The sequence below is a fragment of the uncultured Thermanaerothrix sp. genome, assembly GCF_938028735.1.
Classification (GTDB): Bacteria; Chloroflexota; Anaerolineae; order Anaerolineales; family Anaerolineaceae; genus Thermanaerothrix.
In genome coordinates, this window is the sequence record NZ_CALIMF010000022.1 from 18,214 (window position 1) to 38,392 (window position 20,179).

The window sequence follows — 20,179 nt, forward strand, 5'->3', positions numbered from 1 at the left end:
GTTGGAGCGATCCCATGAGCGAACATCTCCTGCCCCCTTCCACCCCCCTGCAAATTGGGCGCGTGCTGCGCGCCGATAACACCCGCTGCGTGGTCGGTTGCCGCGCCGGGCAGGCCAACCTGCCCGTCCTGGGCAGCCTAGTGCGCTTGCCGGTCGAGGATGCCTATCAGGTTTACGGCCTGGTGGCTAATGTGCAGATTTTTGATGACGGGCTGACGCGCCAGGTGGCAATCAGCGAAGCGCCTGACCCCAGCGTTGTGCTGGATAACCAGTACAACCGCAACCTACCCCTAGAGATCGGCGTGCTCTTCGTGGGCTACGAGCGCGCGGGGGCGCTTAGTCACCTGCTGCCACCGCGCCCCCCACTGGTGTTGCATGTGTTGTATGCCTGCACGCCGGAGGAGGTATGCCGCTTCACCATGCATGGGCGCTTTGGCTACTTCCGCCACATCCTACGCGCCACCGATCAGCCCATTGATGAATTGCTGGCGGCACACCTGCAGCAAGCCCACGCCTGCCACCAGCAGGCCGGCCATGCGGCGTGGGCGCGCGAGGCCGCCCGCGAACTGATCACCCTGCTGCGCGATGATTACGCTACCCTCACCACCGTGCTGAAGACGCTGGCCGATACCCCATTGGATTTCTAGGGAGGTTCCACCATGACCACAGCCCCACTTTCGGTTTCCGATCAGGAAAGTCGTCCCATTGGTTATGTCGTGGGCGGCAGTTTGCAGGGTACGCTACGCGTGCGTCTGACCGTCTCCCCTCAAACCATCCAGGAAGGCAGTTTCGTCACCATCCGCTCCGGCGATTGGCAATTCTACGGCACGGTGGTGGACCTCCAACTGGGGGCCACCGACCCGCGCTTTGCTGATGAGCCGGCCGAGGCGCGCCTGCCGAGCGGGCTGGTGGATCTACTGCACGGGCAAACGCTCTACACCAATCTGGAGGTGCTGCCCAAACTGATGGCGGAGATCGGCCCGGAGCCGGGCACCCCGGAGTACGACGCTTGGGCGCGCGAACACCCCGCGGGTGGGCGCATCCTCAGCGTGCGTACCGTGCCCCTGCATCATGCCACCGTGCGCCTGGCCAGCGCCGGGGATGTGGCCGAGATCTTCGGCGAGCCAAGCGAGCGCAATTTCGTCCTCGGCTACACCCGCGAGCAGGGGCACCCCATCCCGATTGACCTGGAGAAGTTCGTTCAGCGCTCGGCAGGCATCTTTGGCGCTACCGGCACGGGCAAGTCCTTCCTCACCCGCATGATTTTGGCCGGCCTGATTCACTACAACCAAGCGGCGGTGCTGGTTTTCGATATGCACAACGAATACGGCTTTGATGATATTGCCTCGGACACGCGCGAGCCGGTCATCGGCCTGCGCACCAAGTTCCCTGGGCGCGTGCGTGTGGTCGGCTTGGGAAGCGACGCCCGCATCCACGGCCGCAGCCCCGATTTCAACCTTGTCCTGGCCGAGCGCGATCTGGAGCCCGAAGATATCGAGATGCTGACGCGCGAATTGAACCTCAAAGAGACCACGCCCACCACCCTGGCCGCGCTGGTGCAATCGTTTGGCGAGCGGTGGTTTCACGAGTTTCGCCAGATGGAGGTGGGAGCAGAAGTGACCAATGAGGACGGCAAGAAGGTGCCGGCGCCGAACAGCGTGGCCTACTGGGCCAACGCGGTGGGCACCAACGTCATGGCGGCGGAAGGCCTGCACAACAAACTGCGCCGCCTGTTCGAGAAGCCCTACATTGTCGCCGACCCACCGCCCGGCGCCACTATCCAGCAGATCATCCAATTGCTGGAGGCCGGTCAGCATGTGGTGCTCTCGTTTGGCCATTACGAGAGCGATCTGGATTACCTGCTGGTGACCAACGTGCTCACCCGCCACATCCGTGAGGCGTGGGTCAAGAAGACCGAGGCTTTCCGCTCGGATAAGAGCCAGAACCCGCCGCCGCGTCCGCTGGTCATTGTGCTGGAAGAGGCGCACAAATTGCTCAACCGCGAACTGGCCGGGCAGACCACCTTCAGCACCATCGCCCGCGAGATGCGTAAGTACTTCGTCACCCTGCTGGTGGTGGATCAGCGCCCCTCGCAGATTTACGATGAGGTAATGTCACAACTGGGCACGCGCATCAGCGGCTGGCTGGGGGATGAGAGCGACATCCACGCCGTGCTCTCCGGCCTGGCCGACCGCGACCAGTTGCGCGGTATGCTCACGCACCTGCAGCCGCGCGAGGAGGTGCTGGTGATGGGCTGGGGCGTGCCGATGGCCATTCCCATCCGCAGTCGCCGCTACGACGCCCAGTTCTGGGAAGAGCTGCTGGGGGCGTCTCATCAAATGCCTGCCAGCCTGGAGGAGGCGACGAAGAAACTGGGGTTCTAATCTCCCTCAGCGCCACAACCACCACATGCCCAGCGCGATGAGAGCGCCGAGCAGGCTGCCCACCGCCACCTGGCGGGGGGTGTGGCCGAGCATTTCCTTAAGACGCTCCTGCGAGAGCGGCTGGCCGCTGAATAATTCTTGCAGCAGGACGTTCAGTTTTTGCGCATGCACCCCGGCCTGGCGGCGCACCCCGGCCGCATCGTACAACACAATCATGGTGATGGCCACCCCCAGCGCAAAGACCGGATGATCGAAGCCATGGTACAGCCCCACTGCCAATGTCGTCGCCACCATCAGTGCCGCATGGGAGGAGGGCATGCCCCCCATGCTGAACCACATGTTCCAGTTCCAGCGCCGATTGACCCAGTAATCAATCGGCACTTTGAGAAACTGCGCCAGCCAGAGCGCCAGCAGGCCGGCCAGCAGGGGACGGTTGGCCAGCAGTTCATTCCACACCATCAGAGGGGTGCCTCCTCCTCAGGGGATTCGTCCTCCAGCGCGGCGCTTGGCCCGAGTTCGCGCACGCGCAATTCGGCCTGGTCCAGCAGAGCCTGGCAGTGGCGGATGAGCGCCTGCCCCCGCTCGAATAGGCGGATGGCCTCTTCCAGCGATTGTTGGCCGCTTTCCAGGCGCTGTACCAGTTGCTCCAGTTCAGCATAGGCTTCTTCGTAGGAGAGAGACTCCACGGCTTTCCAGGGCTCAGGCATGGGTTCCTCCTTCCGGGGGTGGCGGGGGGTGAGGATGCAAGGATTCCACCCGTGTGCTCAGGTAGCCATCGGCCAGGTGGGCGTGCAGGATCTCGCCCGCCGCGGCTTGGTGCACTCGTTGCACCGTTTGTCCGTCGGGGCGCTGCAGGATGGCGTACCCGCGGGCCAACACAGCGCGTGGGTTGAGCGATTCCAGGCGCGCCTGCAGGCCCTGCAGGTGCAAACGGCGCAGGCGCAGGGCGCTGGTGATGTGGTGCGCTGCCCAGGTGCTCAGGTAATCCAGGCGCTGGCGGTCTTCGCGCACACGGCGCAGCGGTGAGGCGCGTTCCAGGCGTTGGCGCAAGAGCAGCAGGCGGTGCTTCTCCTCTTGCACCCGTGCCTCTAAAGCACTGGCCAAGCGGCGCTCCAACTGGCGTACCTTGTGCTGCAGTTCCGCGCCATCCGGTGTGGCCAGCATGGCCGCGGCCGAGGGGGTGGGAGCGCGCAGGTCGGCGGCGAAATCGGCCAAGGTGAAGTCGGTCTCATGACCAATGCCGGTGATGATTGGGGCCTGGGAAGCGGCAATGGCGCGCACCACACGTTCATCGTTGAAGGCCCACAGGTCTTCCAGTGAGCCACCGCCGCGGGCCACGATAATCAGGCTAGGCCGTTCCCGTTGGTTAAGGTCGGCAATGGCGCGTACCACCTCACTAGCGGCTTCCTCGCCCTGCACGCTGACCGGGGCCAGCACGATTTCGACGAGGGGGTAGCGCTGGCGAATGATGTTGAGCATATCCTGGAGCGCGGCGCCGGTGGGTGAGGTCACTAAGCCGATGCGCTGGGGGAAAGCGGGGATGGGGCGCTTGCGGGTGGGTTCGAAGAGCCCCTCGGCTTCCAGGCGTGCCTTCAGGCGCAGGAACTCCTGGAAGAGCAGCCCCTCACCAGCCAGGCGCAGGGCATCCACGTAAAGTTGGTACTGTCCATCGCGCTCGTAGAGGCTGATGTAGCCATGCGCCTCGATGGCCAGGCCGTTCTGCAGAGCCACGCGCAGGCGCTGGGCCTGTGCCCGCCAGATGACGCAGCGCAGGGCGGCATATTCATCTTTGAGGGTGAAATAAATGTGGCCCGAGGTGGGGCGCGAGAGGTTGGAGATTTCCCCCTGCACCCACACATCCTGCAAAAGGTCATCGCTTTCCAACAGCGTGCGCAGGTACTGCGTGAGGGCGCTCACGCTCAATGCCGTACGGGGGAAAAGATCCAGTTGCTCCAACGCCATGACGATTCAAGGATACCCTGGCCATTCCTGGCTGTCAACGGGGAGAGGGCTGCGGGGTGTGGTAGAATACAAGATGGCCCGGGGCAACTCCGCGGGTCAGGAGAGGGTATGCGGGTAGGTCAGAATCCGGCGAAATTAGGTGTTCCTGCTTACAAGCCGCATCGGTTGGGCATTGCGACCATTGTGTACATTCCATCCCAAGAGGGATATTTTGCCCATTCCCTCGAAGTTTTTCGCTATCATTTGGCGAGCGTTCATCAGTACACGTCGGAGCCTTTTAATTACCTTGTGTTTGACAATGGCAGTTGCGTAGAGGTCAAGCGTGAACTAGAGAGTCTGCACGAGGCAGGTTGGATTGATTGGTTGATTCTCTCAGAGCACAACCTGGGCAAGACAGGTGCGCTTAATATTATCTTGGGGGGTATGCCGAATGAGTGGATTTGTTATGCTGATTCGGATATGCTCTTCCGCGCTGGCTGGCTCGAAGCATCCTGGAAGATCGTCGAAAGTTTTCCCAACATCGGGATGGTTGGTGCCCAAGTGGTTTTTCCGGATTGGGAAGAGGATAAAGGGAACACGGCGTTTCGTCAGACCAAGGATCCCCGCTTCCGGTTCGACCAAGTTAAAGCAGAATCTTGGATTCTGGATGAATACTGTCGCGGTCGCGGCATTCAGGGTGAGCGTGAACAGTTTTATCGGAACATGCCTTTAGATCGGGTGACCAACGTGGAGACAGGGGTTCAGGCTTTTTTGGGAGGAAATTCGCATCAGCAGTTTCTCGCGCCCCGCAAGGTGTTGCAGGAGATTCTTCCCTTGCCGGCGACCTTGCAACTCAGCCGCCATGAAGATACCTATCAGGATGTAGAACTAGATCGCCGTGGATATCTTCACCTAACGACAACGCGCCCCTATCTTTATCACATGGGCAATACCGTTGATGAGATTCTTCGCCCGGAGTTAGACCGTTTGCAGTTACCTGGGAAGCACACGCCCCCGAAATCTCTTTCCGAGGACGTGGATATTCCACGCAAACTGCATTGGCGCTGGCTGAAACGGTTGGCACAGAGCCCACGCACGCGGCCCTGGTTAATACGCGCTTATCGGGCGCTTTATCGCGTGCTTTACTGAGGTTTAGGAATGCGGGTAGGTCAGAATCCGGCCAAGTTCGTCCACCAAGTGGCGCGCCCAGAGCGCATCACGGTGGCGATTCTCAATTACATCCCCTTTTTGAGCGGTTTTTATGCCGAGATGCTGGACGTGCTGCGCACCTGCCTGGATTCGGCGCGCCAGGAGCCCGGCTTGCCGTTTGACCTGTTGGTTTTTGATAACGGCAGTTGCCCCGAGGTGCAGGATTACCTATTGGCCGAGCAGCGTGCCGGGCACATTCAGTACCTGTGGCTTTCCGAGAAGAACCTAGGCAAGGGCGGGGCTTGGAACATCATCCTCAGCGGCGCGCCGGGTGAGATCATCGCCTATGCCGATAACGATGTGCTCTTTTACCCCGGCTGGTTGAGCGAGAGCGTGCGCCTGCTGGAGACCTTCCCCCGTGTGGGCATGGTCACCAGCCGTCCCTTTATCACCAAACGCGAGTATCTGACCCACACCCTAGCCTGGGCGCACAGCCACCCCGAAGTCCAGGTGGAAGAGGGTAAGTTTATCCCTTGGGAGACCTATTATGAGTTTGCACGCTCATTGGGGCAAGAACCTGAGGTGATCCGTCAGGATTTTGAGAAAGATACCTGCTACCGCCTCACTTATCGGGGGGTGAGTGCCATTGCTGGCGCTTCGCACTGGCAGTTTGTGGCCTATAAGTCGGTCCTGGCCGAATTTTTACCCTTCGATATGGATCGCCCGATGGGGCAGGTGAAGCAACTGGATGAGCGCATGAATCAGGCTGGCTACCTGCGACTGATGCTGACCGAGCCGCGGGTGATGAATATGAGCAACACCCTGCGGGGGACTCGTCAGCCCGAAACGTCCACTGCGCCACGTGTTTCGCGCCGGCTTTGGGATTGGAAGCCGTTGCGCGTAGTTCTACTCAATCTCCACGATGCGATCTTTCGCCTGTATTATGACCGTTAGAGGTGCATATGCGCATAGGGCAAAATCCGGCGCGAATTGACACCCCGGCCTATACGCCACAAAGGATTGGACTGGCCTCATTGGTTTTCATTCCCCATCTGGAGGGTTACTTTCAGCATGGGCTGACCATCTTGCGTGCTCACTTGATGAGCCTGCATGCCCATACTGAAATGTCTTTTGACCTGCTGGTCTTTGATAATGGTAGTTGCCGTGAGGTCAAGGGTTTCCTTAGTGAGATGCAGGCGGCAGGCTGGATTCGCTGGCTGGTTAGTTCCGAGGTCAATCTTGGCAAGACGGGTGCTCTCAATTGGATTTTCGCTGCACTGCCCAATTCCATTATCGGATACTCCGATTCTGACGTGTTCTTTCGCCGCGGTTGGCTACAGGCCAGCCTAGATATATTGGAGGGCTTTCCACACGCCGGTATCGTGACGGCCCAACCGTGCTTTTCTGACATTCTGCGTGGGGAAGGGCAGGCTGCCAAGCGTCTCTTTGCCCCCCACCAGATTGAAACCCACACCGCCGAGCCCGAAGTGGTAGCAGAGTACTGTCGCGGCATCAATGCCCCGGAGGAATTGCACCAGCGGTATCTACATACGCCCCTGCAGGTGGTGCGCAACACTCGGGGGGTAGCAGCAGTGCTAGGGGCCTCGCATATGCAGTTCATTGCTTACCGCGAGGTGTTACACCAAGTTTTGCCTCTCCCGGCTACGCGTGGGCTTTCCCCTGAAGAAGATCGTGTCTTCAACCAGCGCATTGATGACCTGGGACGCTTGCACCTTTCGACCCTGCAGCCCTGGGTGGTGCATATGGGCAACACCCTCGACCCGCACTTGCAGCCCGAGGTGGAAGCCGTGCTCAGCACACCACTACCACCCCCATCGCCTCCCACTCCCGAGGTGGAAGGCAGCTTGCCGCGGCGCTGGCTGGGTAAGCTGGCCCGTACGCGCCATTTACGACGCTACTTCCTACGCCTTTATAACGCCCTCTACGAAATTTATTCGGAGCGATGACCCTGAACACTCAGAAGCCACGTATTTTCATCTCTGCCGATCACGGCCTGGCCGTGGTGTACTTTCTGCAAAGTGATGTCGTCCCCACCCTTCTCGAGGCTGGGGCTGAGGTGATTGTGCTCAGCGACGACAGCCTGACCACGCAACTGGCCCAGCGCTTTGGTCGCCCTGGCCTGACCTTTGAGGGCCTGCGCCTGGCGCAGGCGCGCGCCTATGAGCAGCAGCATGACCGCGAGTGGCAGTGGTGGCTGGGCTTCCTGCGCCGTGTGGGCAGTTCGCGGCGCATCAACACCGGCGCTACCGATAGTTACATCCGCCAGGTGGTGGTGGAAGCGGGCAACCGCCGCCGCGTTTTTCTACCTCTGGCCTTGCTGGCGGTGCTGGCGCTGCGCCATAGCCGCGCGGCGCGCCGTGCCCTGCGCCGCGCCCAGTTGCGTTATACCCCTGGCCTGTACACCGATCTCTTCGAGCGTTACCAGCCCGATCTGGTGGTGGCAGCCACGCCGGGCTGGCGCCTGGATCGCTACTTACTGCGCGAGGCGGCTGCGCGCGGCATTCGCACGGCCGCGGTGGTGGTGGGCTGGGATAACCCCAGCAGTTACAGCCTGCCCGGCGCCCCGGTGGATTGGATCACCTGCTGGTCGGCCATTCAGAAGGAAGAACTGGTGCTGGGGTCTGATTGGCCTCCCGAACGCGTACACATTGGCGGCATCCCCTCGTACGATGGCTATTTCCGCCGCACCTGGGAGATGCCGCGCGAAGATTACTTCCGCCTTCATGGCCTCGACCCTCAACGCAAGTTGATCGCCTATGCCTGCAGTTTTGTCTCGTTCTCGCCCAATTACCAGAACGTGGAAGCCTTGGCGCGCCTGGTTGCCAGTGATGCGTTGGCTGAACCAGCGCAGTTGCTGGTGCGCCTGCACCCCAACCACTTCTGGAACGTTCATCTCTTCCGCAACGAGGCGGATAAAATCCGCCGCCTGGCGCGCGAACTGCCCCACGTGCACGTGGTGGAACCGGTGCCGCTGGGGGGCGAACTGGGGCACTACTCGGGTGAGGACATGCCCGAAAAGGCCTCGATGATGGCGCATGCGGATGTGTTCACCACGGTTTACTCGACCATGGTGGTGGAGACAGCCATCCACGACCGCCCCATCGTCAGCGTGTGCCTGGATGTGCCCGGCGGCTGGAACGTGCCGCGCAAGTACTCGCTGCCGCTTTCTAAAATCGGCAATTGGCCAACTCATCTGCGCTTTCGCCGGGCGGGGGCAGGCAAGGTGGCGCTGAACGAGCGCGAACTGGTTGCCGCGCTCAACCATTATCTCCAAAATCCACAGGCTGATCACGAGAAACGGCAGCGCTTCGTCCGCGACGAAGTGACCTTCACCGACGGCTCGGCGGGGCGGCGTACCGGTGAATTCCTGTTTTCGCTGTTGCAGCGCCCTCCAGGAGGTTGGGAATGAAAGTGCTGATTGCCGGTTTTGGTTCTATCGGGCGCCGTCACTTTCACAACCTGCTCATGCTGGGAGAGCGGGATTTGATCTTTTACCGCACCCAGCGCAGCACCCTGCCCACCGATGAGCTAAAGGACTACGTGGTGGAAACGGATTTGGAAGCGGCGCTGGCTCATCAGCCGGATGCGGTGATCGTGGCTAACCCGACCGCCCTACACTTGGAGGTGGCCATCCCGGCGGCACGGCGTGGCTGTCACTTGTTACTGGAGAAACCCATTGCCCACACCCTGGAAGGCGTGGCCGACCTGCGCGCCGCAGTGGCCCAGAGTGGCGCCCGGGTGCTGGTGGGGTTTCAGTTTCGCTACCATCCCAGCCTGCGTCGCGTCAAGCGCTGGCTGGAGGAAGGCGCCATCGGCCGTCCGGTGCATGTGCGCGCCCATTGGGGCGAGTATCTGCCCGCCTGGCACCCCTGGGAGGATTATCGCCGCAGTTACGCCGCCCGTCCCGACTTGGGGGGCGGGGTGGTGCTTACGCTGTGCCATCCCTTCGATTACCTGCGCTGGCTACTCGGCGAGGTGGAGAGCGTCAGTGCCAACCTGGCCACGCTGGGCGATTTGGAGATCCCGGTGGAAGATACGGCGGATATCAGCCTGCAGTTCCAATCCGGTGCGCTGGCACAGGTGCACCTGGATTACATTCAGCGCCCACCCAATCATCACCTGGAGATTATCGGCACAGCGGGCATGATCCGCTGGGATAACACCTACGGCACCTGCCGCGTTTACCGCGCCAGCACCGAGACCTGGGAGACCTACACGCCGCCGAGCGGGTTTGAGCGCAACGACATGTTTCTGGACGAACTGCGCCACTTCCGGCGGGTGGTGGCCGGGGAGGAAGCCCCCTACTGCACCCTGGAGGACGGTATTCAGGCGCTGGCGATTGCCCTGGCGGCGCACGAATCCAGCCGTCGCGGTCGGCGCATACGGTTGGAGGAGTTCTTATCCACTGCCCTTGAGGGAGGGGTATGACGTCGATCTTTGATTTGTTCAAACTGGATGGCCGCGTTGCTGTGGTCACTGGTGGGGCCGGCCTGTTAGGGCGCGAGTTTGCGCGCACCTTGGCCGAGGCCGGGGCAGCGGTGGTGGTGGCCGATATTCAGGCGGCTGCGGCCGAGGCCGTGGCCGCAGACCTGAGCGCTCAGGGTTATCCTGCCTTGGGCGTGCGTCTGGATGTGACCGACCCGGCGGCGGTGCGCGACCTAGTGACCACCACCCTGGCGCGCTTTGGACGGCTGGATATCTTGGTCAACAGCGCCGCACTGGACCCTAAATTTGACCCAGAGGCACTGGCGCGCGGCATCGTTCCCGGACGCTTTGAGGATTTTCCGCTGGACCTGTGGAACCAGGCGCTGGCGGTCAACCTGACTGGCATCTTTTTGGTGACCCAGGCGTGTGTGCAGCCCATGTTGGCGCAGGGCAAGGGCAGCATCATCAACCTCTGCTCGACCTACGGGCTGACCGGCCCTGACCAGCGCATCTACGTACGCGCAGATGGTCAGCGCGTGGGCTACAAGCCGGTTTACTACACCGTGACCAAGGCCGGCGTGCTGGGGTTCACCAAGTACCTGGCGGCTTACTACGCCGGGACGCAGATTCGAGTGAACGCGCTCACGCCGGGAGGCGTTTACAACCAGCACGACGAGGAATTTGTGCGCCAGTACGCCGCGCGCACCATCCTGGGGCGTATGGCGCGTAAGGACGAGATGAACGGCGCACTGCTCTTTCTGGCCTCGGATGCGTCTTCCTACATGACCGGCGCCAATTTGATTGTAGACGGAGGGTGGACAGCATGGTAGCGCCTGAAGTGCTTGCCCTCATCCCGGCGCGAGGGGGCTCCAAGGGCATCCCGCGTAAGAACATCCGCCTTTTCGCCGGGCATCCCCTGATTGCCTACAGCATTGCTGCGGCGCGCCAGGCCGAGACGGTCACCCGGGTGATTGTCTCGACGGACGATGTGGAGATTGCCGGGGTGGCGCGGGCCTACGGCGCCGAGACGCCCTTCCTGCGCCCGCCCGAACTGGCGCAGGATGATACTACCGACCTGCCCGTTTTTGAACACGCCCTGCGCTGGTTGGCCGAGCACGAAGGCTATCACCCCGATATAGTGGTGCAGTTGCGCCCCACCTCGCCGGTGCGCCCACGCGGGTTGGTGGATGCGGCCGTGCGCTTGCTGCTGGCGCACCCGGCAGCCGATTCGGTACGCGGGGTGGTGCCGGCGGGGCAAAATCCCTTCAAGATGTGGCGCCTTGATCCCCATAGCGGGGCCCTGCAGCCTCTACTGAGCCTGCCCGGCGTCCCCGAACCCTACAACGCGCCGCGCCAGAGCCTACCTCTCGTCTTCTGGCAAACTGGTCATATTGACGCTATCCGCACGGCGACCATTCTGGAGAAGCACTCGATGAGTGGAGCGGTGATCCTGCCGTTACAGGTGGACCCGCGCTACACGGTGGATATTGATACCCCCACCGACTGGCAGCGCGCCGAATGGCTGGTTTATTTCGGTGGGCTGGATATGGTCCAGCCGACGCCGCGTCGCCCCCTGCCCGAGCGGGTAGCGCTGGTGGTGTTTGATTTCGATGGGGTGATGACGGATAACCGTGTTTGGGTGGATGGCGAGGGGCATGAGTTTGTGGCCGCTTACCGCTCCGACAGCATCGGTATCCACCGCCTTGTGGAGGCCGGCATCCAGGCGCTGGTGCTCTCGGCGGAGACTAACCCGGTGGTAGAGGCGCGCTGTCGCAAGATCGGCCTGCCCGTTTTGCAAGGGGTGCGGGATAAGGCTACTGCGCTGCGTCAGGTGCTGGCCGAACGCGGGCTGGAGGCCGCCCAAGTGATCTACATGGGCAATGACATCAACGATCTGCCCTGCTTCCCGCTGGTGGGGTGCGCAGTGGCGCCAGCGGATGCTCAGCCGGAGGTGCTGCGTGCCGCCGACCTCATCCTTTCCCGGGCCGGTGGGCATGGGGCAGTGCGCGAGTTGTGCGACCTGCTGGTGCACCGACAGCAGACGCGCGCTTAGTCGGCTCCATCCGATCTGCCCTGAGGGATGACCACTTGCCCCGTGGCCGGCTCTCCCAGGGTGAGCACCTGCTCGGGGTGGTGGAGCACCAGCCAGGCGGTGTAAGCCGCCACCAGGGCATTGAGTTCGCTGGGGCTGTGGATCAAATGCAGGGGCAGTTGCCCGCGGCGCAGGCGGTGGCGGGTGATCTCTTCGAAAAAGCGCATGGGATCTGCAATACCCAGCCCGGCATCGCTGAGGAGAATTTGGCGTTGCCAGCGGCCTTCCAGGCGATGGGCCGGGAGGAGGGAGGCTTGCCCCAGGAGCGCAGCAAAGGCGGCTTCGGCGGGCACTTCCAGCCACTGGCGCGGTGCCTCGGGATGGGGGTGGGGGCGGTAGCCCAGTTCGTCCAGGCGTTGGTAGAGGGCGAAGGCGCGGCGCATCCAGGGCGGGGCGTCTTCGGCGCGGGCGGGGGTGTGGTAGGTGGGCAGCCCCCTGGCCTGGAGCAGGCGCTCAGCCGGGCGCAGGGGGACGTGCGCCCGCCGTGTGGGTGGCGGTGGGTTGGCCACGGCCGGCTCGTGTACCGGGCGTGGGGGCGCATTGACGGCGACCAGCGCGCGGCTCTGACCAGCGGTGAAGGCGAGCACATCCGCCAGGCGGCCCGTGCCGAGGGCCAGCAGGCGCAGGTCGGCATCCAAGGCGGCGTAGCAGAAGGGCGGCCGCCCGCCGCCGGGGTCAATGCCCACGCAGAGAGGGGAAGCGGAAGCCGGCATCACGCTTTAACTTTAGCCCAAAGTGCGGTGTGAGGCAACGGGCAAGAGGACGGGAGTTTGCGCAGAAACGTGTATGGGCCGGGGGGATCACCGCGCTGTCTTCCCTTGCGCTGGGTAGCGCTGAGGTGACTGTTTCAAGATTGGTAAATAGTCAGGGACAAGGCGCTCTAATAGGCAGATTATGGGCATTTGCTGGAGATCACGCCGCCCAATGGGTCAGATCCACGCCTTGAGCCAGGTGATTGCCACTGTAGGCGATCAAACGGCTGACGTTGAGCACCGACTGTTGGCGTTGGTAGCCCCACATGGTACGATAGCGTTCCTCGATCCACCCACCAATGGCACGCTGGCTGGCATTGTGGGTGCCATCCAGGATGTTATCTTCGTTAGCATCCTGCCGAGTGCGATAAAAGGTCAAACGCAGCCACAGGCTCCAGCGGTCGAGGAACAGATTGCGTAAGCGGTAAGCCAAGCCGGCTGATTGCCCAGGGCGCGGCGCGGGGGCTCTGGCATCGCGCAGGTATAAGCCTTCAAGGATGGCTTGTTGCTCGGGCAGCCGGGTATGGATCCGTTCGCTGAGCCGTTGTAAATCGGCCAGGGCGTGTTGGGGGGCGATCCCGAGGCTGGCCAAGGCATGACCACCTGTACCGGTTGGGATGGCCTGGGCAGGTGCTCGATCAAGGCCTCGGTACGGCGCACGACGTGACTTTTGCCCACCTGCTGGAATAGGCCTGGCCGATCGGCAACCGTCTTGAAGGTATCCGCATCCTCGCTGACCAGGACTCGCGCCTGCATGCTCTCGGCGATCGGAGCGACCCATTCTTGCACACTTTGGGCGTCTTCGCCAGACAGTTGGCCGATGGTCAGTACCCAACCGGTGCGGGCATCCACCGCGATCCCGATCGGCCGCCATTTCCCCGTGCCCTTCACACTGGCCAGGGCTTTCGTCCGATAACCTTCTAAAAACCGTCTCCGTTTCATCTTTCGGCGCTTCCTGGCGCATCCGCAAGGATTGGCCTTTGCACTGCGGGTGAGCACACCGCTCGGGTTTGAGAAATTGCTCCGGTGCAACCACTGGTAAAATCAGACTGAGGCGCGTATCATCAAGCCACCTTTGCTTTAAGTTTTGTTTGCAGGGCGATTCGCCAATCGCCCCGGAAATGCTATCAACCCCCACTTTTTACCTGTTTTAAAACAGTCGCTAAATATGGCTTTGCCTTTTCCTTTCCACCCGATTGGAATATCAGCGGTGAAGAGACCCATTTCGTCGTCTTGCCAGTCGCACTACACCGGGGTTTGAACTCCCTATCGGGTTTAAGTTCATTTATGAGACGGAGGTCTCGATCCCACGTAGCGGGATAGGCGCGGGTGAGAGGTGCTGGATCAGGACTATATTAATTTTCTGGGCAAGATCATTCCCCACCAAGTGTTGGTCTACCAAAGCGAGGTTACCCGGTGCTCTATAACTAGGCTTGTGAAACCCGTGCAGATGATATGATCCTCGCCATCAGCCTGGATTCCCTAGATATCGTTCAGCGTGCCATTCCGCCCGAGATTCAAGTCGTTGCCGATCAGATTGCGGAATCGTTTGAGCGGGTTAAACCGAGATGACCAGGCCCCGGTCAGTCCAACTTATCTCGACAACAACAAGGGCAAGATAAATAGGAGTAGCACTCTTATCCATATTCTTGGGGTAGAAGAGATATAGTTATTCCCTGCAATGGATCAAACCATAATTCTTGGATTCGGAAATCCACAATTGAAATGCTCTCATTACTGTTTTACCATACGAATTTAGGAAGGTCTTCAGAACCAATCCAATATAGAGGCAAGGATTATGATAAGACAACTCATTTTTATGTTGGTGGTTTTAGCGTTGTTGTTATTCCTAAACCTGGGGACTGCAAACGCAAATGGACTGCAGGCAAACACCCATAACTGGAAGCGATCACCCCAGGGCACCTATTACATTGCCATCCCGTTTGAGAGCGTTTCAGAGATTCAGCTGCCTAAAGGTATTTATGTGATCTCTGCTGGTGGATGTAAAATATTCACCAAAGGCATTGATATTTACAATTCTCTACGAATCAAGGTAGCCACTTATGCTCAAGAGATTAGCTGGTGTTATGATGCTCAAAAGATCACCAGCCTGTCGCGCACGCGTTGGGGAACGGTCAATTTTCCCATATACCAGTTTAACGGGCACATTGGAAGCACCGAGTCAGGCGGGAAGGGTCAAGCCCTATATCGTGCCTGGACCCAAGGCGCATTCTGCGAGATTGCACCCGGAATGGGCTGTGTATGGAATTTTTACCCCTGGGTGGATCAGTATGTCTTTTCAGATGGTTCCTACTGGGGAAACGCAGGATGGTAAAGAAGTCACTTTTCTCCCTGCTTCAGCAACCTTCTTCGGCTTGGATCGGAGTAACACTCACGTTACTAATAACATTCGGCATAGTGTTCTTGATGTCCAAGCAACCATGGCCGTTGGTTGTCATCTTTGGAATCTTGGTATGGTCGAGTTTGGCCATGTATCTAACGACTAAACGCAGGTGGGCAAAGGAGCTTTCCTTGCTGATCTTCATCTTTAGCCTCTCTGCGCTTTGCCTATCACCGGCTCTATTAATAATTATGGTGTCCCACGAGATGCCTTCAGATAATCATCGTATCCTTCTGGAAAAACTGATCCAAATCCGACAATGGCTTGGCCAATGATGCATGAAATTACCTTCGCCAGCTCCCGACTTTTGGTCACTTATACGCGTGCTAGAAATGAACTAAGAGTTGTTCTTTGTTATGGGTTTTCCGAAAAAACTGTCTTGATAATGCAACCGTTAGTAATGCATTCCACACCCAAGTTGCCAAAACCGTCATCATCAGACATCTAAGAGGGGGTAAACTTAAATCATGCATTGACATTAAATACCACAGTCTGGGCATAATTAAGAAGTCATGGAGCAATATCCTGATCTAATGTTTAGCAACCGCGAAATTGAAGTCGTGGTTTTACTGCTCCAGGGAAAAAGCAACAAAGAAATCGCCCACACCCTGGGTGTCTCAAATCGCACCATTGAAGCCCACTTAAGTTCCATATATTCAAAACTGGCCGTAACCTCTCGAACCGAAGCGGTCATCAAGTTAACCCAAATGGGATGGAGCAGTGCCACCGATAAAACACTGCCTAAAGAAGCAAACGAGGCCCCTGCGCCTGACCACCGAGGCACGCAAGTTGAGGATGGCCCCGCAAAACCGTTACGATCTTCTGCCGGAAAGTGGGCGGTAACAGCACTCCTAATAACTTTCGGCCTTATTTGGATCTTTACAAAACGCAATTGGCTTCTGGTACCCGTGCTGGGCTTCATGGCGTGGATTGGTCTGGCGGAGTACCTCACAGCGACCAGTGCTTGGAAAAAGTGGATATCACTTTTGATTTTTATACTGGGATTTTCTCTGCTGTGCATCTCCCCTGCCTGGTTGATTTCTGCAACTCCTTTCGCAGATGAAACTGCCATTCTGGATTTACTCCAAAAGATCCTCCATGCCATATCGGGGCAATAACGCTTTACAAAGATCTTACAAACGCGCTAACCCGTGAGTTTCCCCGATACCCCCTTACACCTCCAACTTGCCCCCTGAAAACCCAAGAGGTGACCAGGTTCGCAAAGAGTCCGTCCAAAAGCTGGGGAGTCTCTGCTTTACTAGCAAAAACCAGCATCTCTGGCGGCTTTACTTACAACTGCCCATAAGTACCGGCGGTTAAGTTCCGCCAACCAATTTTGAGATAAACACACGCTGAGCGCGCCCTTGACATTCCTTCTACCCTCGGTATAATGCGGGTAGACCGAGAAGACCCACCCGGGACTGTGCATCCGGCGCTCGTGCAGAGAGCCGGCGGCAGGTGCAAGCCGGCCGAGACGCGGATGCTTTCCACCCCGGTGGCCTGTTGGTACAGGCCGGTCGCCTCTGCAGGCGCCGTGTGCAGCACGGCGGTAAGGAGGACGGTAGGGGCCGTTATCCCCCGGAACGAGGTCGCTAACCCCCGCGGGTTGGTGGCGAAGGCAGGTGGCACCACGAGATGCTCCCCCTCGTCCTGCGCAGGCGAGGGGATTTTTATTCCACATGGAGGTGGCCTGAATGTTGGACTTAAATCTCATTCGTGAACATCCCGATACCGTGCGCGAAGCCCTGCGTGCCCGCCAGATGGACACGGGGGCGGTCGACCAGGTGCTGGCATTGGACGCCCGCCGCCGCGCCCTGCTCACCGAGGTGGAGGCACTCAAAGCCGAACGCAACACCGTCTCGCGGGAGATCGGGCGGCTGAAGGATCCCGCCGAGCGTCAGGCCAAAATCGAGGCCATGCGCCAGGTGGGCGAGCGCATTGCCGCGCTGGACGATGAGGTGCGCCAGGTGGAAACCGACCTGCGCAACCTGGTGGCGACCCTGCCCAATCTGCCCGACCCAGCAGTGCCCTACGGCAGCGGCGAGCAGGACAATGTGGTAATCAAAACAGTGGGTGAACCCCCGCGCTTTGATTTTACCCCTCTGCCGCATTGGGAACTGGGGCCGCGCCTGGGCATTCTGGATTTTGAGCGGGGGGTCAAACTGAGCGGTTCGCGCTTCTACATCCTCAGCGGAGCAGGGGCGCGTTTGCAACGGGCGCTGATTGCCTGGATGCTCGATCTGCACATCCGCCAAGGTTACCTGGAAAAGTACCCGCCGTTCATGGTCAAGGGCGAGGTGCTCTTCGCCTCGGGACAGTTGCCCAAATTTGCCGATAATCTCTACCGCGATATTGAAGAGGACCTATGGATGGTGCCCACGGCGGAGGTGCCGCTGACGGGCATGCATATGGATGAAATTCTGGAAGAGGCGGCGTTGCCCTTGCGTTACACGGCCTACACCCCGTGCTTCCGCCGTGAGAAGATGAGCGCCGGGCGGGACGTGCGGGGCATCAAGCGCGGCCACCAGTTCGATAAGGTGGAGATGTACATCTACTGCAAGCCCGAGGATTCGCTGCGTGAATTGGAGAAGATGCGCGCAGATGCCGAGCAGACTTGCGCCGAACTGGGGCTGCCTTACCGCGTGGTGCAATTGTGCACCGGCGACCTGGGCTTTGCCGCGGCCATCACTTACGATATCGAAGTGTGGGCGGCGGGCTGCGGGGAGTGGCTGGAAGTTTCCTCGGTCTCCAACGTGACCGATTTCCAGGCTCGGCGAGCCAATATTAAGTATCGCCCTGCCGATGGTGGCAAGGCCCGCCTGGTGCACACGCTCAATGGCTCAGGGTTGGGGCTGCCGCGCACGTTGATTGCGGTGCTGGAAAATTACCAGCAGCCGGATGGTTCGGTGGTGGTGCCGCCAGTGCTACGCCCATGGATGGGCGGCATCGAGATCATTCGCCCTGAGGGTTAGCCGATGGATGTGCTACGTGAGGTGGCCTTCCCCCTCATCCTGCTGGCTTTCATGCTGGTGGGGTTGTTAGGGGTGATCTTTCCCATCCTGCCCGGCTTAGTGATAATCTGGGCGGCAGCGTTGGTGTATGGGTTGGTGATGGGCTTCCAAGGCGCGGGGATCGCCCTGTTTGCGCTAATCACACTGCTGATGCTGGTGGGCAGTGTGGTGGACAATGTGCTGATGGGCGGGAGCGCACGGCGGAGTGGGGCCTCGTGGGTGGCGGTGGGGGTGGCACTGCTCGGCGCGTTGGTGGGCAGCCTGCTTTGGCCGCCACTGGGCGGGCTATTGCTGGCGCTGGTGGGTATCTTTGTGGTGGAGTACTTGCGCCTGCGCGATTGGCATAAGGCCCTAGATTCGACGCGCGGGCTGGCCGTGGGATGTGGCTGGGCAGTGGTGGTGCGCGCGCTGATCGCCTTGCTGATGATTGGGCTGTGGTTGCTGTGGTGGCTGGCGCTTTAAAGCGCGGGCGGGCACCCTGGGGTGCCCGCCGTGGCCTGCATAGCCGTGCTAGTCCTCGTCGGTCAGTTCGGGCAGGTAGAGCTCCAGCAAGGTGCTGTTCTGCTCACCCAAGCGGCTGGCGATGCGCAGCAGGGTGTCCATGGTGTTGACTTCTTCCAGTTGCTCCTCGACAAACCAATCCAGGAAGTGACGGGTCTGGTAGTCTTTTTCCGCCACGGCCAGGTCCACCAGGTGATAGATCTGGCGGGTCACTTCCTCTTCCCAATCCAGCGCGAGGCGGAAAGCCTCTTCAATGCTATTGACCGAGGGCTGGGGGGCGGGTACAGCCGGGATGGCCACTGTACCGCCGGCCTCGACCACGTACTTGATGAAACGCAGGGCATGCTCGTGTTCTTCCTCGGCCTGCTTGTAGAGGAATGCGGCCAGTTTGGGGAAGGCGTGGCTATCGAAGTGGGCGGCGAGGTTGGTGTACTGAAGCGAAGCAGCAAGTTCGCGTCCAATTTGGGCATTAATGGCCTCGTTTAAGGCTTTACTGAGCGCCATGGGTTTGACTCCTTATGAGACAAAATTTGAGCAAAGTGCTCCAAGTACATTATAACACAGGTAAGGAAGGCCTAGGACGTGGTCGTACAACCTGGCTTAGTGAGGGGCGTGGCGTGCGCGTCGGCTTGTTTCTCTCGGCATGGGTGGGGCTTCACGGCTTGCAAATTCGATTATAATTAAAATGCATTTGCGAGAAAATGGCCCGCAAGTGCCTACGGAGAGGTAGCGTAGCCTGGCCTAACGCGCGCGCCTGGAGAGCGCGTGTACCGATGAGGTACCGCGGGTTCGAATCCCGCCCTCTCCGCCACTCCCGCCCGGAACCACCGGGCGGTTTTGTTTTCTTGGTGACAAAGTGCACTACTGGTACTTTTTGGGGTTTGCCCAGGACGTCAATACCGTGCTCCAGGGCACGGCGCCCTTCGAGGCGGCGCACACCATTGGCGGCTTTGTGTTCACTCCGCAACTTGAGTTGAGTTTTGAACGGCCTTGCCAACTGCGGCACGATGCTGTCATCCAGGTGCTATAAATACAAAAAGCGCATGAATCGCACCGACCCGCTTTCACTGCGGGTCGGTGCGCAAAAGTGGGGAGGAAGGGGAGAGGATGGCTAAGGTGCGGCCTGGCGCTGCAGGTAGCGCACGTAGTTGACGACGTCCCAGCGCATGGTGGGATCAGGCAGGTTTTCGATCAGCGCAGGCATGCGTCCTTCGATGCCGTTGGTGATGGTCAGGAAGATGGCGCCATCGCTCAACTGGCGCGCGTTGGCATCCGGCGCCACTAGGTTGGCGGGGGGGTACACGACCAGGAAACCCGAGAAAGACCCGTTGCCCTTGCCCTCGGGGCCATGGCACAACGCACAGGCCACGTCGTAGTAGACCTTGCCCCGTCCCACTGAAGCCTCATCGGCTGGCACGGGGTTGCTCGGCGCACCCAGTTCGGGAATGTAGGCGGCGCCTTGCAGCGGCACCGAGCGCGGCGGTAGGGGCAGGGGATCTTCC

The 20,179-nt window shown here is 60.1% G+C and carries 24 protein-coding genes and 1 tRNA gene; 16 read left to right on the forward strand and 9 right to left on the reverse strand.

The genetic code is table 11. The annotated features are described in order from the left end of the window. Window positions 1-14 precede the first annotated feature (14 nt). Both Q0721_RS10575 and Q0721_RS10580 read left to right on the forward strand, forming a co-directional pair. Window positions 15-647 carry a hypothetical protein gene (locus Q0721_RS10575; protein WP_299029454.1) on the forward strand — a complete coding sequence of 211 codons (633 nt, stop codon included), beginning with the start codon at window positions 15-17 and terminating at the stop codon, window positions 645-647. A gap of 12 nt (window positions 648-659) precedes the next feature. Beyond that, window positions 660-2,384, forward strand: a complete 1,725-nt coding sequence (locus Q0721_RS10580; RefSeq protein ID WP_299029457.1) for an ATP-binding protein — start codon at window positions 660-662, stop codon at window positions 2,382-2,384. A gap of 6 nt (window positions 2,385-2,390) precedes the next feature. Here the strand turns inward: Q0721_RS10580 and Q0721_RS10585 are convergent, their stop codons facing one another. From Q0721_RS10585 to xseA, 3 genes are read right to left on the reverse strand one after another with little or no spacing between them, the layout of a single operon-like run. After that, the gene (locus tag Q0721_RS10585; protein ID WP_299029460.1) at window positions 2,391-2,843 is read right to left on the reverse strand and encodes a divergent PAP2 family protein; all 453 of its coding nucleotides are present in this window, start codon (window positions 2,841-2,843) and stop codon (window positions 2,391-2,393) included. After that, window positions 2,843-3,091, reverse strand: coding sequence for an exodeoxyribonuclease VII small subunit (xseB, locus tag Q0721_RS10590; protein WP_299029464.1), 249 nt, complete (start codon window positions 3,089-3,091; stop codon window positions 2,843-2,845). The genes Q0721_RS10585 and xseB overlap by 1 nt, the downstream gene beginning before the upstream one ends. Further along, entirely contained in the window at window positions 3,084-4,346 is a 1,263-nt protein-coding gene (gene xseA, locus Q0721_RS10595) for an exodeoxyribonuclease VII large subunit (protein ID WP_299029467.1), read from the reverse strand. The genes xseB and xseA overlap by 8 nt, the downstream gene beginning before the upstream one ends. A gap of 108 nt (window positions 4,347-4,454) precedes the next feature. Between xseA and Q0721_RS10600 the strand changes: the two genes are divergently transcribed. Genes Q0721_RS10600 through Q0721_RS10630 form a run of 7 tightly spaced genes read left to right on the forward strand, consistent with a single transcriptional unit; the run spans window position 4,455 to window position 11,973 of the window. Continuing rightward, window positions 4,455-5,474 (forward strand): glycosyltransferase family 2 protein, encoded by a 1,020-nt coding sequence (locus Q0721_RS10600; protein WP_299029470.1) that lies wholly within the window; start codon window positions 4,455-4,457, stop codon window positions 5,472-5,474. 9 nt (window positions 5,475-5,483) lie between these two features. Continuing rightward, window positions 5,484-6,428 (forward strand): glycosyltransferase family A protein, encoded by a 945-nt coding sequence (locus tag Q0721_RS10605; RefSeq protein WP_299029472.1) that lies wholly within the window; start codon window positions 5,484-5,486, stop codon window positions 6,426-6,428. A gap of 8 nt (window positions 6,429-6,436) precedes the next feature. Continuing rightward, window positions 6,437-7,441: a glycosyltransferase family A protein gene (locus Q0721_RS10610; protein ID WP_299029475.1), complete on the forward strand. Its 1,005-nt coding sequence runs from the start codon at window positions 6,437-6,439 to the stop codon at window positions 7,439-7,441. Further along, a complete protein-coding gene (locus tag Q0721_RS10615; protein ID WP_299029479.1) occupies window positions 7,438-8,904 on the forward strand; it encodes a CDP-glycerol glycerophosphotransferase family protein in 1,467 nt (488 codons plus the stop codon). Before Q0721_RS10610 ends, Q0721_RS10615 begins: the two co-directional genes overlap by 4 nt. Beyond that, window positions 8,901-9,923, forward strand: a complete 1,023-nt coding sequence (locus Q0721_RS10620) for a Gfo/Idh/MocA family oxidoreductase (protein ID WP_299029482.1) — start codon at window positions 8,901-8,903, stop codon at window positions 9,921-9,923. Before Q0721_RS10615 ends, Q0721_RS10620 begins: the two co-directional genes overlap by 4 nt. Continuing rightward, entirely contained in the window at window positions 9,920-10,750 is an 831-nt protein-coding gene (locus tag Q0721_RS10625; RefSeq protein WP_299029486.1) for an SDR family oxidoreductase, read from the forward strand. The genes Q0721_RS10620 and Q0721_RS10625 overlap by 4 nt, the downstream gene beginning before the upstream one ends. Continuing rightward, window positions 10,744-11,973, forward strand: coding sequence for an acylneuraminate cytidylyltransferase (locus tag Q0721_RS10630; RefSeq protein WP_299029491.1), 1,230 nt, complete (start codon window positions 10,744-10,746; stop codon window positions 11,971-11,973). The genes Q0721_RS10625 and Q0721_RS10630 overlap by 7 nt, the downstream gene beginning before the upstream one ends. On the opposite strand, the gene Q0721_RS10635 is transcribed toward Q0721_RS10630, so the two are convergent. From Q0721_RS10635 to Q0721_RS10645, 3 genes are all read right to left on the reverse strand, one after another. After that, the gene (locus Q0721_RS10635) at window positions 11,970-12,725 is read right to left on the reverse strand and encodes a DUF429 domain-containing protein (RefSeq protein WP_299029569.1); all 756 of its coding nucleotides are present in this window, start codon (window positions 12,723-12,725) and stop codon (window positions 11,970-11,972) included. The two genes, Q0721_RS10630 and Q0721_RS10635, sit on opposite strands and share 4 nt — an antisense overlap. A gap of 199 nt (window positions 12,726-12,924) precedes the next feature. Further along, the gene (locus Q0721_RS10640) at window positions 12,925-13,143 is read right to left on the reverse strand and encodes a hypothetical protein (RefSeq protein WP_299029494.1); all 219 of its coding nucleotides are present in this window, start codon (window positions 13,141-13,143) and stop codon (window positions 12,925-12,927) included. After that, window positions 13,140-13,706, reverse strand: a complete 567-nt coding sequence (locus tag Q0721_RS10645) for a hypothetical protein (RefSeq protein ID WP_299029497.1) — start codon at window positions 13,704-13,706, stop codon at window positions 13,140-13,142. The genes Q0721_RS10640 and Q0721_RS10645 overlap by 4 nt, the downstream gene beginning before the upstream one ends. An 856-nt stretch (window positions 13,707-14,562) precedes the next feature. Here Q0721_RS10645 and Q0721_RS10650 point away from each other — a divergent pair. Both Q0721_RS10650 and Q0721_RS10655 read left to right on the forward strand, forming a co-directional pair. Beyond that, entirely contained in the window at window positions 14,563-15,099 is a 537-nt protein-coding gene (locus tag Q0721_RS10650; RefSeq protein ID WP_299029500.1) for a hypothetical protein, read from the forward strand. A gap of 578 nt (window positions 15,100-15,677) precedes the next feature. After that, entirely contained in the window at window positions 15,678-16,283 is a 606-nt protein-coding gene (locus Q0721_RS10655) for a response regulator transcription factor (RefSeq protein WP_299029503.1), read from the forward strand. A gap of 172 nt (window positions 16,284-16,455) precedes the next feature. On the opposite strand, the gene Q0721_RS10660 is transcribed toward Q0721_RS10655, so the two are convergent. Next, complete coding sequence (locus tag Q0721_RS10660; RefSeq protein ID WP_299029506.1) at window positions 16,456-16,794, reverse strand: hypothetical protein; 339 nt, start codon at window positions 16,792-16,794, stop codon at window positions 16,456-16,458. A gap of 65 nt (window positions 16,795-16,859) precedes the next feature. Between Q0721_RS10660 and serS the strand changes: the two genes are divergently transcribed. After that, window positions 16,860-18,137: a serine--tRNA ligase gene (gene serS, locus Q0721_RS10665; protein WP_299029510.1), complete on the forward strand. Its 1,278-nt coding sequence runs from the start codon at window positions 16,860-16,862 to the stop codon at window positions 18,135-18,137. 3 nt (window positions 18,138-18,140) lie between these two features. Further along, window positions 18,141-18,638, forward strand: a complete 498-nt coding sequence (locus Q0721_RS10670; protein WP_299029554.1) for a DUF456 domain-containing protein — start codon at window positions 18,141-18,143, stop codon at window positions 18,636-18,638. A gap of 48 nt (window positions 18,639-18,686) precedes the next feature. Here Q0721_RS10670 and Q0721_RS10675 read toward each other — a convergent pair whose 3' ends face one another. Beyond that, window positions 18,687-19,181, reverse strand: a complete 495-nt coding sequence (locus tag Q0721_RS10675; protein ID WP_299029557.1) for a ferritin — start codon at window positions 19,179-19,181, stop codon at window positions 18,687-18,689. A 26-nt stretch (window positions 19,182-19,207) separates the two neighbouring features. On the opposite strand from Q0721_RS10675, the gene Q0721_RS10680 reads away from it, so the two are divergent. From Q0721_RS10680 to Q0721_RS10690, 3 genes are all read left to right on the forward strand, one after another. Next, the gene (locus tag Q0721_RS10680; protein ID WP_299029559.1) at window positions 19,208-19,357 is read left to right on the forward strand and encodes a hypothetical protein; all 150 of its coding nucleotides are present in this window, start codon (window positions 19,208-19,210) and stop codon (window positions 19,355-19,357) included. Between the two features lie 40 nt (window positions 19,358-19,397). Continuing rightward, window positions 19,398-19,488, forward strand: a tRNA-Ser gene (locus Q0721_RS10685). Between the two features lie 45 nt (window positions 19,489-19,533). Continuing rightward, window positions 19,534-19,707, forward strand: a complete 174-nt coding sequence (locus Q0721_RS10690; RefSeq protein ID WP_299029562.1) for a hypothetical protein — start codon at window positions 19,534-19,536, stop codon at window positions 19,705-19,707. Window positions 19,708-19,788: 81 nt separating this feature from the next. Here Q0721_RS10690 and Q0721_RS10695 read toward each other — a convergent pair whose 3' ends face one another. Further along, on the reverse strand, window positions 19,789-20,148 hold the full coding sequence (locus Q0721_RS10695; protein ID WP_299029565.1) for a c-type cytochrome: 360 nt from the start codon (window positions 20,146-20,148) through the stop codon (window positions 19,789-19,791). Window positions 20,149-20,179: the final 31 nt, after the last annotated feature.

Excerpts from the sequence above, each read along its gene's own strand:
- Q0721_RS10575 (WP_299029454.1), top strand. The coding sequence starts at position 15 with ATGAGCGAACATCTCCTGCCCCCTTCCACCCCCCTGCAAATTGGGCGC.
- Q0721_RS10580 (WP_299029457.1), top strand. The coding sequence starts at position 660 with ATGACCACAGCCCCACTTTCGGTTTCCGATCAGGAAAGTCGTCCCATT.
- Q0721_RS10585 (WP_299029460.1), bottom strand. The coding sequence starts at position 2,843 with ATGGTGTGGAATGAACTGCTGGCCAACCGTCCCCTGCTGGCCGGCCTG.
- xseB (WP_299029464.1), bottom strand. The coding sequence starts at position 3,091 with ATGCCTGAGCCCTGGAAAGCCGTGGAGTCTCTCTCCTACGAAGAAGCC.
- xseA (WP_299029467.1), bottom strand. The coding sequence starts at position 4,346 with ATGGCGTTGGAGCAACTGGATCTTTTCCCCCGTACGGCATTGAGCGTG.
- Q0721_RS10600 (WP_299029470.1), top strand. The coding sequence starts at position 4,455 with ATGCGGGTAGGTCAGAATCCGGCGAAATTAGGTGTTCCTGCTTACAAG.
- Q0721_RS10605 (WP_299029472.1), top strand. The coding sequence starts at position 5,484 with ATGCGGGTAGGTCAGAATCCGGCCAAGTTCGTCCACCAAGTGGCGCGC.
- Q0721_RS10610 (WP_299029475.1), top strand. The coding sequence starts at position 6,437 with ATGCGCATAGGGCAAAATCCGGCGCGAATTGACACCCCGGCCTATACG.
- Q0721_RS10615 (WP_299029479.1), top strand. The coding sequence starts at position 7,438 with ATGACCCTGAACACTCAGAAGCCACGTATTTTCATCTCTGCCGATCAC.
- Q0721_RS10620 (WP_299029482.1), top strand. The coding sequence starts at position 8,901 with ATGAAAGTGCTGATTGCCGGTTTTGGTTCTATCGGGCGCCGTCACTTT.
- Q0721_RS10625 (WP_299029486.1), top strand. The coding sequence starts at position 9,920 with ATGACGTCGATCTTTGATTTGTTCAAACTGGATGGCCGCGTTGCTGTG.
- Q0721_RS10630 (WP_299029491.1), top strand. The coding sequence starts at position 10,744 with ATGGTAGCGCCTGAAGTGCTTGCCCTCATCCCGGCGCGAGGGGGCTCC.
- Q0721_RS10635 (WP_299029569.1), bottom strand. The coding sequence starts at position 12,725 with ATGCCGGCTTCCGCTTCCCCTCTCTGCGTGGGCATTGACCCCGGCGGC.
- Q0721_RS10645 (WP_299029497.1), bottom strand. The coding sequence starts at position 13,706 with ATGAAACGGAGACGGTTTTTAGAAGGTTATCGGACGAAAGCCCTGGCC.
- Q0721_RS10650 (WP_299029500.1), top strand. The coding sequence starts at position 14,563 with ATGATAAGACAACTCATTTTTATGTTGGTGGTTTTAGCGTTGTTGTTA.
- Q0721_RS10655 (WP_299029503.1), top strand. The coding sequence starts at position 15,678 with ATGGAGCAATATCCTGATCTAATGTTTAGCAACCGCGAAATTGAAGTC.
- serS (WP_299029510.1), top strand. The coding sequence starts at position 16,860 with ATGTTGGACTTAAATCTCATTCGTGAACATCCCGATACCGTGCGCGAA.
- Q0721_RS10670 (WP_299029554.1), top strand. The coding sequence starts at position 18,141 with ATGGATGTGCTACGTGAGGTGGCCTTCCCCCTCATCCTGCTGGCTTTC.
- Q0721_RS10675 (WP_299029557.1), bottom strand. The coding sequence starts at position 19,181 with ATGGCGCTCAGTAAAGCCTTAAACGAGGCCATTAATGCCCAAATTGGA.